The organism is Paenibacillus chitinolyticus (assembly GCF_045038035.1).
Lineage (GTDB): Bacteria > Bacillota > Bacilli > Paenibacillales > NBRC-103111 > Paenibacillus_F > Paenibacillus_F chitinolyticus_A.
The window spans coordinates 2,169,236-2,182,104 of record NZ_CP173427.1 but is presented as its reverse complement, the minus strand read 5'-3'; the positions used below and the strand labels follow the sequence as shown (position 1 = coordinate 2,182,104).

The window sequence follows — 12,869 nt, the reverse complement described above, 5'->3', positions numbered from 1 at the left end:
GGTTTGTTTGTCCGTACAACGGGGGTTGTTCGGAACAGCATGGAGCAGAAGCAATCTTGGCGGAAATCGCTTCCGTTACCTCATAGAAAATCTGATGATTTTTTATGAAAATATACAATTGTATTTTATCTGTTCACAAAGAACATTGTCAAGCTATTGGCTTCGTCAACCGCGACTGAGTGCGCTTTCACGGAGAAGCTATTCCTCATTTTCGAGCTCTTCTTCGGAAAGCCGGCGCATCACATCGTTAACAAGCGAAGACGGATACCCTCTCCGAAGCAGAAAAGCCATCGTTTTTCTTTTGCGGTCCATCCTCTCGCCTGACACTGTTTTCCATTTCTTACGGCCCACAATAAGGGCCCCTTCCATTTCTTCCTCGGTATCGACCGCAGACAACGCTTTGGAGATCTCGTCCCGGGAAAGCCCTTTCTGGGCGAGTTCGTAGCGGACCGCATTGCGGCCTTTACGCTGATATTGAATGCGCTGTTCCGTCCAAAGCTTTGCGAAATCGGCATCATCCAGGTACTTTTGTTCCAATAGACGGCCTACCGTCCAATCAATCAGATCGGCTTCGTAGCCCAGGTCCTTAAGCTTCATCTTTACTTCCTGGACAGATCTCGGCCTGACCGCCACGAAACGGATCGCTTTTAGGTAAGCTTCATGCTTCTCGTCTTCCTCCAGTGCTTGCCGCAAGCGCTGCGCATCTACCTGTTCCCCTTTGAGCAGACGGTTCTTGATCAAAATATCTTCATGCACGGAGCAGGCGTACTCATCGTTGACGTAAACATTGTATCGTTTCTTATTACGCTTTTGCCGTTCTATTCCTGTAATGACGGAAGCTTCTATTTCGTCTTTCATAAGCTCTTTCCCCTTTCGACACCTTATGGGTCCATAAACAAAGAAAAGCTCCCCAGGGAGCTAAAACAAGGCCGCATCCTGCGCTGTACGTAAGAGGCGGCCCTTGTTCTTATTCTTCGTCTTCCGTAAAGAGTGCCAGTTCTTCGTCCGGATCGTCCACATCCACGCCTGCCGGAGGAACTACATTCGTGAGATTGCTCGCTTCCCGGATTTTTTGTTCAATAACATCGGCAACTTCCTTGTTTTCCTTGAGGAATTGCTTCGAGTTCTCGCGTCCCTGGCCGAGTCGGTCGCCGTTGTAGGAGTACCAGGCGCCGCTCTTATTCACGATATCCAGTTCCGTTCCGATATCGATGATACTGCCTTCACGGGAAATGCCTTCGCCGTACATAATGTCAATATCGGCTTGTTTGAACGGAGGCGCAACTTTGTTCTTCACGACCTTGACACGGGTACGGTTACCGACCATATCGTTGCCCTGCTTAATCGTTTCAACACGGCGAACGTCCAAACGCACGGTCGAATAGAATTTCAACGCGCGGCCGCCCGGAGTTGTTTCAGGGTTACCGAACATAACGCCGACTTTCTCACGCAATTGGTTAATAAAGATGGCAATAACCTTCGATTTGTTGATGGCACCGGAAAGCTTACGCAGCGCTTGCGACATCAGACGGGCCTGAAGACCGACGTGGGAATCCCCCATCTCGCCTTCGATTTCCGCCTTAGGAACTAGAGCCGCAACGGAGTCGATAACGATAATATCCACCGCTCCACTGCGTACAAGGGCTTCCGCGATTTCAAGCGCCTGCTCGCCTGTATCCGGCTGGGAAAGAAGCAATTCGTCAATGTTGATTCCGAGCTTGCTTGCATAAAGCGGGTCAAGAGCATGCTCCGCATCGATAAATGCGGCTTGTCCGCCGGACTTTTGCACTTCCGCGATTGCGTGAAGAGCGACCGTTGTTTTACCGGAAGATTCCGGTCCATAGATTTCGATAATTCTACCGCGAGGAAAACCCCCGGTTCCAAGTGCTATATCCAAAGCAAGGGAACCACTGGGGATGGTCTCCACCTGCATGTGTGTCGATTCTCCGAGTTTCATGATCGAACCCTTGCCAAACTGCTTCTCAATTTGGCGCAATGCCATTTCTAATGCGGCACGACGATCTGACAATACACTCACTTCCTTCAACTGTTATAGGTATATCATACCTTCTTTTTCACCCGTTGCCAAGTATTTTTTCGAACATACATTCGTTTTTTTTGTGACAGCCCTCTATCACCGCCCGGTGAGGAACTCGGACTGAAAGTTTCTCTTATTTAAAGGGAACCGCGCTCCTTTCGGTCATTGCGCGGCAAAAATAAAAACCGCAGCAAAGACAAATTCTTCGCTACGGTTCTTCCGTTAACATATCCTTATTATAATTTAAAATTTGCGGTTTTTCAACAAAAAACGCCGATCAGCCGTCCGCTTTTACAAGTTTCCAAAGCTGGTGCAGAGCCGTTTTGGCCGCGCGCAACTTGATCGTCTCCCGCAGCCCGGGGAGCTGGAGCTTTTGAACATGAATATCTCCGTCCTTGCAGCCGACTCCGACATAGACAAGCCCGATCGGTTTGCCTTCGGAGGTAGTCGGTCCGGCAACTCCCGTTACGGATACGGCATAATCCGCATTTGTGCGCTCCAGCAGGCCCCGCACCATCGCCTCCGCCGTTTCGACGCTCACCGCTCCGGGAGCTTCCTCCCCTTCCAGCAGCTCCGTAGGAACGCCGAGCATACTGTGCTTCATTTCGTTGGAATATGAGACGACACCGCCCAGAAACACCGAGGAACGCCCCGGAATGGATGTGATCAAATCACTCAGGAGTCCGCCGGAACAGCTCTCAGCCGTCGTCAGGGTCTGATTTCTGGATTGAAGTATCGCGAGCACCGCTTCCTCGATCGGAATATCCTCTTCCGCATATAAATGTTCCCCTACGCGGCTGCGGATTTCCTTCTCAACCTGTTCCATCTTGCGGAGAGCTTCTTCTTCCGTGTGCGCCTTCGTCGCCAGACGTATCGTCACCTCGCCCTCCTTGGCATATGGGGCGATTGTCGGATCGGTCTGTTTCTCGATGAGGTCAAACAGCTTATGCTCGAGGGAGGACTCGCCTATCCCGGCAAACTTGAGCATCTTCGAATACAAAGGCATCTCATCGGTTATAAGGCCGCTCAGCCAGTCCTTGGCGTAACGCTCAAACATCGGCTTCATTTCCTTCGGCGGGCCGGGAAGCAGCAGATACCGGGTCCCCTCATGATCCAGGCCCAGCCCCACGGCCAATCCCGTATCGTTCGGAAGCGGCTCCGCTCCTTCGATCATGTTCGCTTGCCTGGAATTGCTCTCGACCATATGAAGGCCCTGCGAATCGAACAGCTCACGGATCTTGGCCATGGAAATCTCGTCGATATAGAGCCGGCGGCCGGTCATATCGGCCAAAACATCCTTCGTCAAATCGTCCAGCGTCGGACCGAGCCCTCCCGTCGTGATAACCAGGTCGGCCCGTTTCCCGGCCTGTTCCAACGCTTCCCGGATACGGGCGGGATTGTCGCCTACGACGGTCTGGAAGTACAAGTCGATGCCCAGCATCGCGCATTCCTGCGCCAAGTACTGAGCATTCGTATTTAAAATCTGCCCCAGCAGAAGCTCAGTTCCGACGGCAATCAATTCTGCTTTCATACTATAGATCCTCCTTCACTTATGTAAACTTGCATGATGTGAACTGCATTTTGCCGGTGGGATTGTTCTCTTACTTCAGAAAAATGAACGCCGGACAAATCCGTCCTCTTGTCCGATAGTACGCTTGTCCCGCGAACACCCCTACTCATTATATAGTTGGCGTGAACATACCGGTTACATTCACTGCCGCATTTATCCCTAAACCTCCCCCGGCTTGTTCCCGGAGACGAAGAAAACACAGTATCTACTGTGTTTTCTCGGAAAAATCAATCACATGCTTATTTTTAATGAAGTAATCGAGCCCGGAGTACACCGTGATGATCGCGGCAATCCAGCTTGCGATCAAATCGAACGGAACGTCGATAAACGCAAACGGGAAGTTGTTGATGAGCAGCGCAATAATCGCCGTGATTTGTGCCGCTGTTTTAGCTTTACCCCATTTGCTCGCCTGAATAACAGCCCCCTCCAGCAAAGCAATCTGCCTGAGTCCGGTCACGGCCCATTCCCGGCTGATGATCACGATTACGATCCATGCGCCGAGTTTATCCATTTCAACGAGGGACACCAGAACGGCGGTTACAAGCAATTTATCGGCCAGCGGATCCAGCAGCTTTCCGAGGTTCGTAACCAGTTTGTTTTTGCGGGCGATGTATCCGTCCAGACTGTCGGTGCTCGCCGCAATAATGAAAATTAGCGCCGCGATAATCTGGTTATACGTGATGGAAAACGTTTGAATTTTAATATGTGGAAACTGGATGTTCACAAGAAGGAAAAACATAATAATCGGCACCAGGAAAATCCTGGCAAGTGTAATCTTGTTCGCTAAATTCATTATGCGATTACCTCCCCGGAGAGGTCGAATTCAAAGGAGTGGGTAACCCGCACTTTTACAACGCCGCCTATTCCGATATTATTGCCGGTTACGAAAACTTCCCCGTCGATTTCCGGCGCATCGTATTGGGAACGGCCGATATACACGTCGTTGCGGCCGTCGTAGCGTTCGATAAGCACATCCACCGCTTCGCCCAGTCTACGGCCCCCGCGGCGGTTGGATATTTCGCGCTGAAGCTCCATCAGAGCTGCGGCGCGGTATTCTTTTACCTCGTCCGGCACCTGTCCGGGAAGGCGTGACGCCGGTGTGTCTTCTTCCATCGAATAAGTGAAGACGCCGAGCCGGTCGAACTGAACATCTTTTACGAACTGCACAAGATGTTCGAAATCTTCTTCCGTCTCACCCGGAAATCCGACGATAAGCGAAGTACGCAAAGCCGCCTCCGGCATTCTTTTGCGTATTTTGAGAATAAGTTCCCTGGCGTCCTTATCTCTTCCGGGACGTCTCATCCGCTTGAGAATAGCATCGGAGCTGTGCTGGAGCGGCATATCTATGTATTTGCAAATCTTCGGATTGGCCGCCATCGTTTCGATCAGCTCATCCGTAAAAAATCCGGGATAGGCGTAATGCAGCCTGACCCATTCGATGCCCTCCACTTCGCTCACCCGATTGAGCAGCTCGGGAAGCATGAACTTATCGTACAGATCCGTTCCGTAATTGGTGGAATCCTGGGCGATGAGGCTGACCTCCTTGACCCCTTGCGACGCCAATTGCCGCGCTTCCGAAATAACGGACTCCATCGAACGGCTGCGGAATTTTCCCCTCATAATCGGAATGGAGCAGAACGTACAGGCGTTATCGCAGCCTTCCGCGATTTTGACGTATGCGGTATACCGGGGGGTAGAAACCTTGCGCGGAAGCGCTTGCTCATAGTTAAACACCGGATTCCCGACATAGACCGGTTTTTTGCCTTTCAGGGCTTCGTCAATAATGGCATTGATGTTGTGAAAATCGCCCGTTCCCACAATCCCGTCAATCTCAGGCATTTCTTTCATCAGTTCTTCCTTGTACCTCTGTGTCAGACACCCCGAAACGATTAGCGCTTTCAAATTCCCGGTTCTTTTAAGATCGGCCATATCCAGAATGGTAGTAACCGATTCTTCTTTGGCGGCATCGATAAATCCGCACGTATTTACAATGATCACGGTAGCTTCTTCGTTGTTCTCGACCACGCTGTACCCTCGCTGATCGACCAGTCCGGACATGATCTCGGAATCCACCAAGTTTTTCTCACATCCAAGCGTTACTACCCTTACCTTTTCCGTCATGCTGAAACCTCCAAACGTCGTAGCAAAGCCATTGTTACAAGTATAATACAACGTTAATCCGAGTGTCAAAATAGGGAAACCCTCCGATATCCGCGGGAAAACCGGGATTCCGGAGGGCTGTCTTTATTTATCTGAAATTGTCAAACTGCAGATCGATAGGAAGATCGGCGCCTTTCAGCATTTGAATCACTTTCTGCAAATCGTCTCTGCTTTTGCCGGTTACACGGATAGAATCTCCTTGAATTTGGCTCTTCACCTTCAGCTTCGAATCACGGATCATGATGTTAATCTTTTTGGCGATATCCGCTTCGATTCCTTGTTTCAGCTTAACGCGCTGGCGGACCGTGCCTAAAGAAGCCGACTCGATTTTGCCGTATTCGAGATTTTTAAGGGCAATGCCTCGTTTAGCCATCTTGGCGTGAAGAATGTCAATCACGTTCTGAAGCTTGAAATCGTCGTCCGAAAGAAGAACGAGTTCTTCTTTTTCCAATGTGATCTCGCTCTTGCTGCCTTTGAAATCAAAACGGGTTTCGATTTCTCTCTTGGCCTGCGTAATGGCGTTATTTAATTCCTGCATATCCAGCTTGGATACGATATCGAAAGAGCTTTCCGAACTCATTTTGGCTTCGTCCTCTCCTGCGTATTTACACGATTAAATTCACGGTCAAGGCTGCGGCTGCAGCGTAATTTTAATGTTTTTGGGGTTGGAGGCATCTCCGACGTTGAGCTCTTGCCCGTTTACGGTGATTTTAGCGGCGTTGGCCGCGCCTACACGAATCTGTGCGGTAGTCGTCAGGGAGAACGTTTCCGATTCACCCTGTTTCAGAGTTCCCTGCTTCTCCATTTTCTTGCTGTTGTTCGGGAAACTGTCGACTCTGTACCAGCACTGTGTCCCTGCCGCCGTCACGGTAATGTCGAGTTTGCCGCCCACTGCCGTGTAATTGTCCAGACTGCTGCTGCTGTTCACAAGCGTCAATGCGCCTGCAGGCGTCGGAGTCGGCGTAGGGGTAGCGCTAGGCGTCGGTGTAGGAGACGGCGTAGTTGTGGCCGCCGTGCCCCCTCCGTTGCCCGGAGCAGGGCTCGGAGCGGCCGTCGCGTTGGGATCCGCCGTATCCGTCAGCCTGTTGGGTTCGTTGATCGCGCCCGAGCTGTCTCCCTTGTTGTTGACCACGACGAAGTAATACACGATGGCCGCTATCAACAGCACGAACGAAACGACCATAATGGTGGATGCCCACTTGCTGAGTCTGTCCGTGCTTCTCGCTGAACTCCGGCGGGGTGTGCGGATCGTTTCGACCGTCGGCTCCGGCGGAGCTGCCGGAACCGTGCCCTGATACATGTTCAGAACTTCGTTCGGATCGAGACCGACCGCTTCCGCATAGCTTTTGATAAAAGCCCTCACATAAAAACTGCCGGGCAAAACTTTATAATTTTCCTCTTCAATTGCTTCGAGGTATCTGGTTCTGATTTTCGTAACTTCCTGTAAATCGTCCAGAGACATTCTCTTTTCCAATCGGGCCTGCTTCAATCGCTGACCGAGTTCCGACATGTTCTCACCTCCGTAAATTCAGTGGGTCCTTCCCCTTTTAGACGAACAAAACCTCAAAATGGTTCTGTGTTATACGTAAAACTGTCATAGTTGATTTCTTCGTCCGGGCTGTTGCGAAGTTCGATGATGTAATTGAAATCGTTATACGTGTAATGGGACTCTTTGATAAAAATATCCGGATGTTCGATTACTTTGGTAGACGGCGTAGCCATAATCTCCTGCAGCAGCGAGAAGTGTTTCTCATTGGAACGGATAGTTGAAACGATTCCGTCAATGATAAAAACGTTGTTCAAAGACATCTCGTCCTCCGAAAGCTGGCTGCGGACGGTCTGTCTCAATAACGTGGACGAAACAAATGTCCAGCGTTTGTTCGAACATACGCTGCCTGCAATGATGGACTCGGTCTTGCCTACGCGCGGCATTCCGCGGAGTCCGATCACCTGATTGCCCTCGCGTTTGAATACTTCGCCCAGAAAATCGACCAGGAGTCCGAGTTCGTCTCTTGTGAAACGGAACGTTTTCCGGTCGTCGGAGTCGCGTTCTATGTACCGGCCGTGTCTTACGGCAAGAATATCAACCAGTTTTGGGGTTCTAAAGGCGGTTATGGTGATATTATCCACCTTTTTTAACATTTTACCCATTAACTCGATTTTTTCATCATCGTTGGTTTGAAGAAGCATTCCGCGTGTGCGGTCCTCCACCCCGTTGATCGTCACAATATTAATATCGAGCATCCCCATGAGGGAAGCGATATCCCCCAGAAGCCCCGGACGGTTCTTATGTATTCGATATTCCATGTACCATTCTTTAATTTCCAAAACGTAAGCACCTCATTTGCCATGGCACGAATTAGACATTCCGAGTTATTATTCTACAACGTTTGACAAAGTCCTGCCAACTTCTTTGTAACTACGACTTTTTTAGAAATTCGACTTGTTTCATTTCTTCCGCAGAATAGGTCTGTATACCCGGCTTCCAATCCCCTTGAATCATCCTGTTCTGCTCCTGCGCCATAACGGCTTCCCAATTCACTTGTACGGCAAAAGATTGATCCAGCGGCACAACGGGAATCCCGAGCGATTTGATTTTCTGCTGCTCCGTCTTCTGAAGAGCCGTATACTGGATAATCCAGCTTGAACGATGCTCGGCGGCCTGTTTTTTCAGCTGGTCGAACCATTCGGGATTGCTGTCCGTATTTACGGTGTGACCGGATAAGCCGGAAGGGGATAAACCTGAGGGTATGGGAACCGAAGATTTTGTTACCCATTCGATGGATTTTCTTTTGTCCGCCTGTTCTTTGACCCAGCCGCTCATCGCCTGTTCGATCATCGCATGATCTACACCGCGAAGAACGGTATTCGGAGGGGCCGTCTTCTCTGCCTGCATACCGGGATCTTCCAGACGGTCCGCAAGCACGACGAATTTCTGATTCTTGAGCCTGACCGCCTCTGCAGAGGCTTGAGGAGCAAGACTGCTGCCGATTACAACGACATAATCATAGCGTTTCGATTCCAGCTGTTTGCCCAGAGCGCTGTCAAAGGCCGCGTCCTGTTTCCACTCCGAAGTGAGTCCGCTGGCGCTTCTCCATTTTGCGAGTGCCGCCGCTACGCTCGTTTTCGTGTCCTGTGATACATCCGAGGCCGTTACGACCAGAACGGAATGTTTGGACGCCAGCTGCTGTTCGGTGATCGTCGGAAGCCCGCGAGTCCCGCATGAAGAAAGCATGACCGTGATGACTGGCAGGAAAAGTGCAAGTTTTACCCGCGAGAAACTCATGATACCGAATCCTTTCCTGAAATGATGGCATGGAAAAGCCCCGCAGTGAAGTGGGGCTTTTCGCATGTACATCATCTATTCTACTCTTTATTCACCAGTTTGACCATTAAACGTGCCATAACCTTGCGCTCGTTCTCGTCACCTGCGTCCCAGAGTTCTTTGAGCAGGCGCTCTTCGCGATTTTCCGGATCCACTTTATCGGACAGAAACTCACCGATCTGGAATGCAAGCTTAGAAATTTTCTCGTCGTTCACGCCTGCTCTCTCGGCTTGGTCCACCCGTTCAGCCAAAAATTCTTTCCATCTGTCAAACACTGTAAGTACCGTAGACATGGGTCGGGCCTCCTTTGATTTGTTAGGATGAGAGGAACACCTGTAATATCTGCATCCGAACAATCAAATATTCCCCGGAAGCTATTCAAAACCCTTGGTAATTAAGGGAATAGCGCAGTTCCGTTCAAGTCAGCCAGCCCCCGTTGGGGCTGATAATCTGGCCGGTAATGTAGCCGGACTCGGGCAAAGCCAGAAAATACACCAGCGAGGCGATTTCGTCGGGCGCCGCAAAACGGCCGGCCGGTATTTCGCTCGCGATCGCTTCTTTCTCCGCGTGGTCGAAGCCGGACATCATATCGGTATCGACCGCTCCGGGCGCAACGGCGTTTACAGTGACGCCCGACGGAGCCAATTCCTTGGCCAATGCTTTCGTAAACGCGTTGATGCCGCCTTTTGCCGTTGAATAAATGACCTCGCAGGACGCGCCCGAAATTCCCCAGATGGAAGAGACGTTAATAATGCGGCCGTATTTCCGGGAGATCATACCGTCCATGAAGAGCTGGCTGCACAGAAACGTGCCCTTCAGGTTAATGTTCATAACGCGGTCCCACTCCTCTTCCGTCACATCGGAAAGCAGACCGTAGTGGGAAATCCCCGCATTATTGACCAGCACATCGGGCATAAAGCCCCGCTGCTCCATTTTGTCGCGCATAGCCACAATCTGTTCCTTCGAATTCAGATCCGCGCACACCGTCATGACTTTCGCTCCATGATTCATGCAGCGGCGCGCCACTTCGTTGGCGGATTCGTGGGACTGAAGGTAATGGATCACCACGTTCATGCCCAGCTTGGCGAACCGCTCGGCGATGGCCGCTCCGATTCCGCGGCTGCCGCCCGTTACGAGGACCGTCTGCTCGGTAAACGGCCGGAGCCCCGTCACGGACGCTCGCTTCGCACGAGCGAAACGGCAAAGCGGCTCCAGTCAAAATGTTCACGGAGTCTGGACTCCGCCTCATCCTTGGTGACGGATTCGTACGTTTTTAAAATGTCAAACATATCGGCGCCTTTAAACAGGTAACGGGTAAATTCATTCGTGATCGCCTCGGGGGAATTCAGCATCCGCAGAAATCCGCCGATTTTTTTTCTGCGGCTTCTTTCGAAAGCTTCTTCGTCGAGCCCTTCCGCTATCACACGGTCCAGCTCTTCACGGATTCTGCTCAGCAGAAGATCCGGATCTTTCGTATCCCCGCCCATCGCGGAAAACGCGTACTCCGGAGACGAGTTGTACTCATGACTGAAATTGTCCGAGATAAGCCCTTCATTGTACAGCTTCTGGTAGATCGGGGAGCTTGATCCCAGCAGGACTTCCAGCACGAGTTTCGTCGTAAGTTCTCGTTTGAGGATCGCGTCCCCTTCTTCATGCAGAGCTTTTTCTTTAAAACCGAACAGGCATTTAGGCAGCGATACCGGCAGGAGCGTTTCCTTGCGTTCCGTCTCCACGGCTTCCGGCTCCGGTTCGAAAAACCGGCGGATTTCCCCCTGAGGTTTGAATGTTTTGGCCGCCTGATTCGCACGGATATGCGAAATCACTTCCTCGGGATTCACGCCGCCCGCGATAAAGACCGTCATGTTGCTCGGGTGATAGAACGTGTGGTAGCAGTCGTACAACATATCCTTGGTAATTTCCGTAATGGACGGGACGGTGCCGGCGATATCGATCCGCACCGGGTGCTTGCTGTACAAAGCCTCGATCAGGCCGTAGTACGCTCTCCAGTCCGGATTGTCGCGATACATGTTGATTTCCTGCCCGATAATGCCCTTTTCCTTCTCGACGTTTTCTTCGGTAAAATAAGGATTCTGAACAAAATCGATCAGAGTTGTGATGTTCTCCATAATCTGGCCCGTAGCCGAAAAGAGATAGACCGTTCTCTCGAAGCTCGTAAACGCGTTTGCGGAAGCTCCGCGGGATGCGAACGTGGCGAAAACGTCGCCGGTAGGCTCCTCGAACATTTTATGCTCCAGAAAATGGGCAATCCCGTCCGGCACGCGGATTTCGGGCCCGCCCTCCACTTGAAAATGGTTATCGATCGACCCGTAGCGGGTGGAAAACGTCGCGTACGTTTTTTGGAAGCCTTCCTTGGGCAGCACGTATACGTGAAGGCCGTTCGGAAGCTTTTCTTCGTATAAAGTTTCGTTTAAGTGAGGATAGGGAATGACATTCACTTGGCTTCCTCCTTTTCATCCCTCAAGAAATAGATGGTGTCCAGGAATACTCCCTCGGCGGCCTGCTGAATCTCTGCGATGCTTGTGTTCGTCACTCCGTCGATCAGCTCTTGAACAGTGCGCTCTTTGCCGGAAAGAACGGCATTGAAATCAAACGCGATCTGTTCGAAGGCGGAATCCTGCATTTCCCGCAGCTGGTTGGCTATCATCGCTCTTGTCTGACTGAGCTCGATATCGCTGATAAAACCGGTTCTCATGTCTTCCAGCTGTTTGCGGATAATGTCAACCGCTTTCTCGTAATTCTGCATCTCGATGCCCGATTGGATCGTCAGGATGCCTTTGTGCCCGTCAAGGCGGGAAGAAGCATAGTAAGCGAGGCTCGCCCTTTCGCGCACATTCAAGAACAGCTTGGAATGGGGATATCCGCCCAGAATGCCGTTGTACATAAGCGCGGCGGGATACGCATCGTCTCCGTACGTAACCGGAGTGCGCAGGCCCATGTTCAGCTTGCCCTGCGTGACGGGGAATCGTTCCACCACGACGTTGGTCTCCCCTGTCCGGCGCTGAGGCGCGGTTCGCGTGTAGACGGGATTCTCTTCCCTCTCCAGACGGAAAGAACGGCTCACGATGTTCTCGACTTCCTGGAGCGTCGTATTGCCGACCACATACAGATCGATAGGCGCTTCGGCCAGCCATTTTTTGAAATAGGCAAACAGGGATTCCGGGGTGGAAGCGGGAATATCCTTCAGCTCGCCCAGCGGATGCAGCCGATACGGCTCCCCTTTGCACATTTCGGCAATACAGCGTTCGGCGGCGAAGCGGATTTTATCGTTAATAATGGATTCGATCCGTTTGCGCAGCGTTTCCTTCTCAGACTCCACATACTTGGAGAGGAAAGCGTCTCCTTCGGCTGCCGGCTTCGTAATGGCTTCACCCAGAAACGAAAGGGCTTTCTCCAAAAGAGATTCCGGGGACGATACAAACCGGTCGTTAATTACATCCATACGGAATTGAACGATCTGGTAGTCTCCTCGCTTGTAAATGTCAAAACCGAAGCCCGCTCCATAGAGATCGTCGAGATGCTCTCGGAACTGCTTCGTTTCGGGATAACTTTCCGTTCCCCTTCTCAGAACAAAAGGGACCAATGCCGTCTGCGTTACGTCTTCCTCGGAAAGAGGACGTCCTATGTAAGCGGATATGGCGAATGTTTTATAGCGATCTGTAGGCAGGACATGCAGCCTTATCTGACGCAGTGTACTCCGTTCAAACTGTTGGGTGCTCAATGCTGTCGTTCTCCCTTCACAACCGTCTTGGGTCTAA

13 protein-coding genes are annotated in these 12,869 nt (G+C 51.3%); all 13 read right to left on the bottom strand.

From position 1 onward, the window contains the following. Window positions 1-198: 198 nt before the first annotated feature. The 13 genes from ACI48J_RS10035 to yfmF all read right to left on the bottom strand — a co-directional run bounded on the left by ACI48J_RS10035 (window position 199) and on the right by yfmF (window position 12,832). Window positions 199-858, bottom strand: a complete 660-nt coding sequence (locus ACI48J_RS10035; protein WP_405082629.1) for a RecX family transcriptional regulator — start codon at window positions 856-858, stop codon at window positions 199-201. Window positions 859-967: 109 nt separating this feature from the next. Continuing rightward, the gene (gene recA / locus ACI48J_RS10030) at window positions 968-2,029 is read right to left on the bottom strand and encodes a recombinase RecA (protein WP_326052381.1); all 1,062 of its coding nucleotides are present in this window, start codon (window positions 2,027-2,029) and stop codon (window positions 968-970) included. A gap of 286 nt (window positions 2,030-2,315) precedes the next feature. Further along, entirely contained in the window at window positions 2,316-3,569 is a 1,254-nt protein-coding gene (locus ACI48J_RS10025; RefSeq protein WP_405082628.1) for a competence/damage-inducible protein A, read from the bottom strand. 244 nt (window positions 3,570-3,813) lie between these two features. After that, a complete protein-coding gene (gene pgsA / locus ACI48J_RS10020) occupies window positions 3,814-4,401 on the bottom strand; it encodes a CDP-diacylglycerol--glycerol-3-phosphate 3-phosphatidyltransferase (protein WP_326052379.1) in 588 nt (195 codons plus the stop codon). Beyond that, a complete protein-coding gene (gene rimO, locus ACI48J_RS10015) occupies window positions 4,401-5,729 on the bottom strand; it encodes a 30S ribosomal protein S12 methylthiotransferase RimO (protein ID WP_326052378.1) in 1,329 nt (442 codons plus the stop codon). Before rimO ends, pgsA begins: the two co-directional genes overlap by 1 nt. Window positions 5,730-5,856: 127 nt before the next feature. Next, window positions 5,857-6,348 (bottom strand): YajQ family cyclic di-GMP-binding protein, encoded by a 492-nt coding sequence (locus tag ACI48J_RS10010; protein WP_042233112.1) that lies wholly within the window; start codon window positions 6,346-6,348, stop codon window positions 5,857-5,859. 45 nt (window positions 6,349-6,393) lie between these two features. Continuing rightward, window positions 6,394-7,278: a helix-turn-helix domain-containing protein gene (locus ACI48J_RS10005; RefSeq protein ID WP_405082627.1), complete on the bottom strand. Its 885-nt coding sequence runs from the start codon at window positions 7,276-7,278 to the stop codon at window positions 6,394-6,396. Window positions 7,279-7,331: 53 nt separating this feature from the next. After that, window positions 7,332-8,096, bottom strand: a complete 765-nt coding sequence (locus ACI48J_RS10000) for a DUF3388 domain-containing protein (RefSeq protein ID WP_326052375.1) — start codon at window positions 8,094-8,096, stop codon at window positions 7,332-7,334. Window positions 8,097-8,187: 91 nt separating this feature from the next. Continuing rightward, complete coding sequence (locus ACI48J_RS09995; RefSeq protein WP_405082626.1) at window positions 8,188-9,054, bottom strand: hypothetical protein; 867 nt, start codon at window positions 9,052-9,054, stop codon at window positions 8,188-8,190. 80 nt (window positions 9,055-9,134) lie between these two features. Continuing rightward, window positions 9,135-9,386: a DUF3243 domain-containing protein gene (locus ACI48J_RS09990; protein WP_326052372.1), complete on the bottom strand. Its 252-nt coding sequence runs from the start codon at window positions 9,384-9,386 to the stop codon at window positions 9,135-9,137. Between the two features lie 124 nt (window positions 9,387-9,510). Then, window positions 9,511-10,266 carry an elongation factor P 5-aminopentanone reductase gene (gene ymfI / locus ACI48J_RS09985; protein ID WP_009674962.1) on the bottom strand — a complete coding sequence of 252 codons (756 nt, stop codon included), beginning with the start codon at window positions 10,264-10,266 and terminating at the stop codon, window positions 9,511-9,513. Continuing rightward, a complete protein-coding gene (gene yfmH / locus ACI48J_RS09980) occupies window positions 10,263-11,549 on the bottom strand; it encodes an EF-P 5-aminopentanol modification-associated protein YfmH (RefSeq protein WP_405082625.1) in 1,287 nt (428 codons plus the stop codon). The genes ymfI and yfmH overlap by 4 nt, the downstream gene beginning before the upstream one ends. Then, complete coding sequence (gene yfmF / locus ACI48J_RS09975; protein WP_405082624.1) at window positions 11,546-12,832, bottom strand: EF-P 5-aminopentanol modification-associated protein YfmF; 1,287 nt, start codon at window positions 12,830-12,832, stop codon at window positions 11,546-11,548. The genes yfmH and yfmF overlap by 4 nt, the downstream gene beginning before the upstream one ends. Between the last annotated feature and the right edge of the window lie 37 nt (window positions 12,833-12,869).

What these genes read in the sequence shown, in the direction of transcription:
- ACI48J_RS10010 (WP_042233112.1), bottom strand. Translation starts at nt 6,348, where the DNA reads ATGAGTTCGGAAAGCTCTTTCGATATCGTATCCAAGCTGGATATGCAG.
- ACI48J_RS10025 (WP_405082628.1), bottom strand. Translation starts at nt 3,569, where the DNA reads ATGAAAGCAGAATTGATTGCCGTCGGAACTGAGCTTCTGCTGGGGCAG.
- rimO (WP_326052378.1), bottom strand. Translation starts at nt 5,729, where the DNA reads ATGACGGAAAAGGTAAGGGTAGTAACGCTTGGATGTGAGAAAAACTTG.
- ACI48J_RS10005 (WP_405082627.1), bottom strand. Translation starts at nt 7,278, where the DNA reads ATGTCGGAACTCGGTCAGCGATTGAAGCAGGCCCGATTGGAAAAGAGA.
- ACI48J_RS09995 (WP_405082626.1), bottom strand. Translation starts at nt 9,054, where the DNA reads ATGAGTTTCTCGCGGGTAAAACTTGCACTTTTCCTGCCAGTCATCACG.
- ACI48J_RS10035 (WP_405082629.1), bottom strand. Translation starts at nt 858, where the DNA reads ATGAAAGACGAAATAGAAGCTTCCGTCATTACAGGAATAGAACGGCAA.
- pgsA (WP_326052379.1), bottom strand. Translation starts at nt 4,401, where the DNA reads ATGAATTTAGCGAACAAGATTACACTTGCCAGGATTTTCCTGGTGCCG.
- ACI48J_RS09990 (WP_326052372.1), bottom strand. Translation starts at nt 9,386, where the DNA reads ATGTCTACGGTACTTACAGTGTTTGACAGATGGAAAGAATTTTTGGCT.